The sequence below is a fragment of the Nocardia sp. CC201C genome (assembly GCF_030010695.1).
Classification (GTDB): Bacteria; Actinomycetota; Actinomycetes; order Mycobacteriales; family Mycobacteriaceae; genus Nocardia; species Nocardia otitidiscaviarum.
In genome coordinates this window covers 1-1,691 of record NZ_JASCXP010000701.1, presented here as the reverse complement: position 1 = coordinate 1,691, position 1,691 = coordinate 1, and the positions used below count along the sequence as shown (strand labels likewise).

Sequence of the window (1,691 nt, the reverse complement as noted above, 5' to 3'; positions counted from 1 at the left end):
GTCGACTTGGCAGCCGATTTGGTAGCCGTAGGTGACGGCGCCGGAATTGATCGGGGCTCGGCCGTTGCCGGTGACCTCGGCGATCGCCTTGAGCGAGACGAAGCCGTCGCGGCTCGTCGGCGAGGCGGACAACGCCGGGTAGCGATCGAGGTTTTCTGCGGTTTTGGTGACGGTCAGCAGCCAGCCGTCGTCGGTTTCGACAGTGCGGGCTTTGTCGGCGACTGTGTCCGCGGCTGCGGTGTATGTGAGCAAACTGCTAGCGACGAGTCCTGCGGCGGTGGCGCCGAGGATGGTGCTGCGGCGGATTCGAGCGAACTTCATCAGGTGGTGCCCCCTGGCGCTGGCGTGGCCCGGTGCTGCCCGGGCGAGATGCTTACCGCTACATAAGAACCCATTGGCAAATATGTAGCAAACACACGGATTGTGTGCATCCCCCGAAGTGCGTGCCGGTGACTGCGTAAATGGCCTGATCAACCCCCACGAAGCTCGCATGGGAACGTCGGACTGTGATGTCCGGCACTTTGACGCGCTGACGTCCTCCTAGGTCATTCCGGGATGGTTAGGGGCATGTTCGGGTGAGCACGCCCCCTCACCAGGGGCGCGGTGGAGGCTCCCGCTGGGCAGCGCTTAAGCTTCGGGTCATGCGTATCGGACTGTCGATCAATTACACCGACGGCTTCAAAGAGGTGGCGGCCGAGGTCGCGGATCTGGAGCGGGCCGGGCTCGATATCGTCTTCGTGCCGGAGGCGTACTCGTTCGACGCCGTGAGCGCGCTGGGGTATCTGGCCGCCAAGACCGAGCGGGTACAGCTGGCCTCGGGCATTCTGCAGCTCTACACGCGCACACCTACGCTTACCGCCATGACGGCGGCCGGGCTCGACTACGTCTCCGACGGCCGCTACGTGCTCGGTCTCGGGGCGTCGGGTCCGCAGGTGATCGAGGGGTTCCACGGGGTGCCCTACGACGCGCCGATCGGGCGGACCCGCGAGGTGCTGGAGATCTGTCGCAAGGTGTGGCGGCGGGAGCGGCTGCAACACCGGGGCAAGTACTACACCATTCCGCTGCCCGAGGGGGAGGGGACCGGGTTGGGGAAGCCGCTGAAGCTGATCAACCATCCGGTGCGCGAACGGATTCCGGTGCTGTTGGCGGCGCTGGGGCCGAAGAACGTGGAGTTGGCCGCGGAAATGGCGGAGGGGTGGCAGCCGATCTTCTTCCTGCCGGAGAAGGCCGACGCGGTGTGGGGTGACTCGGTGAAAGCCGGTCTGGCCAAGCGGGATCCGGAGCTGGGCACGCTGGATGTGTACGCCGGTCCGGTGCTGGCCATCGGTGACGACGTGGAACCGCTGCGGGAATGGGTGAAGCCGCATCTGGCGCTGTACATCGGCGGCATGGGTGCGAAGGGGAAGAACTTCTACCACGCCCTGGCGACCAAGTACGGGTACGGCGCGGAGGCCGACCGGATCCAGGAGCTCTACCTCGCGGGGAAGAAGGAAGAGGCCGCCAAGGTGGTGCCCGACGACCTGGTTCGCGATGTGAACCTGATCGGGTCGGCCGGATTCGTGAAGGAGCGGATCGCCGCCTTCCGCGAGGCGGGGGTCACCGTGCTCAATGTGGTGCCCTTGGCGGGTACGCCCGCCGAGCGGGTGAAGCTGATCGAGCAGTTGCGCGCTCTGGTCTGAAGACTGGCCCGG

Annotated in this window: 2 protein-coding genes; one reads left to right on the top strand and one right to left on the bottom strand. The window is 66.0% G+C overall.

Annotation, left to right across the window (positions count from 1 at the left end; all coding sequences use genetic code 11):
- Nucleotides 1–321, bottom strand: a 321-nt coding sequence (locus QK444_RS36075) for an MspA family porin (protein WP_282786578.1), incomplete at its 3' end; no start/stop codon positions are given.
- A gap of 320 nt (nucleotides 322–641) precedes the next feature.
- Between QK444_RS36075 and QK444_RS36070 the strand changes: the two genes are divergently transcribed.
- Nucleotides 642–1,679, top strand: a complete 1,038-nt coding sequence (locus QK444_RS36070) for an LLM class F420-dependent oxidoreductase (protein WP_282786576.1) — start codon at nucleotides 642–644, stop codon at nucleotides 1,677–1,679.
- Nucleotides 1,680–1,691 lie beyond the last annotated feature (12 nt).

Bases quoted from the DNA above. Each gene is read 5' to 3' on its own strand.
- QK444_RS36070 (WP_282786576.1), top strand. From the start codon at position 642: ATGCGTATCGGACTGTCGATCAATTACACCGACGGCTTCAAAGAGGTG.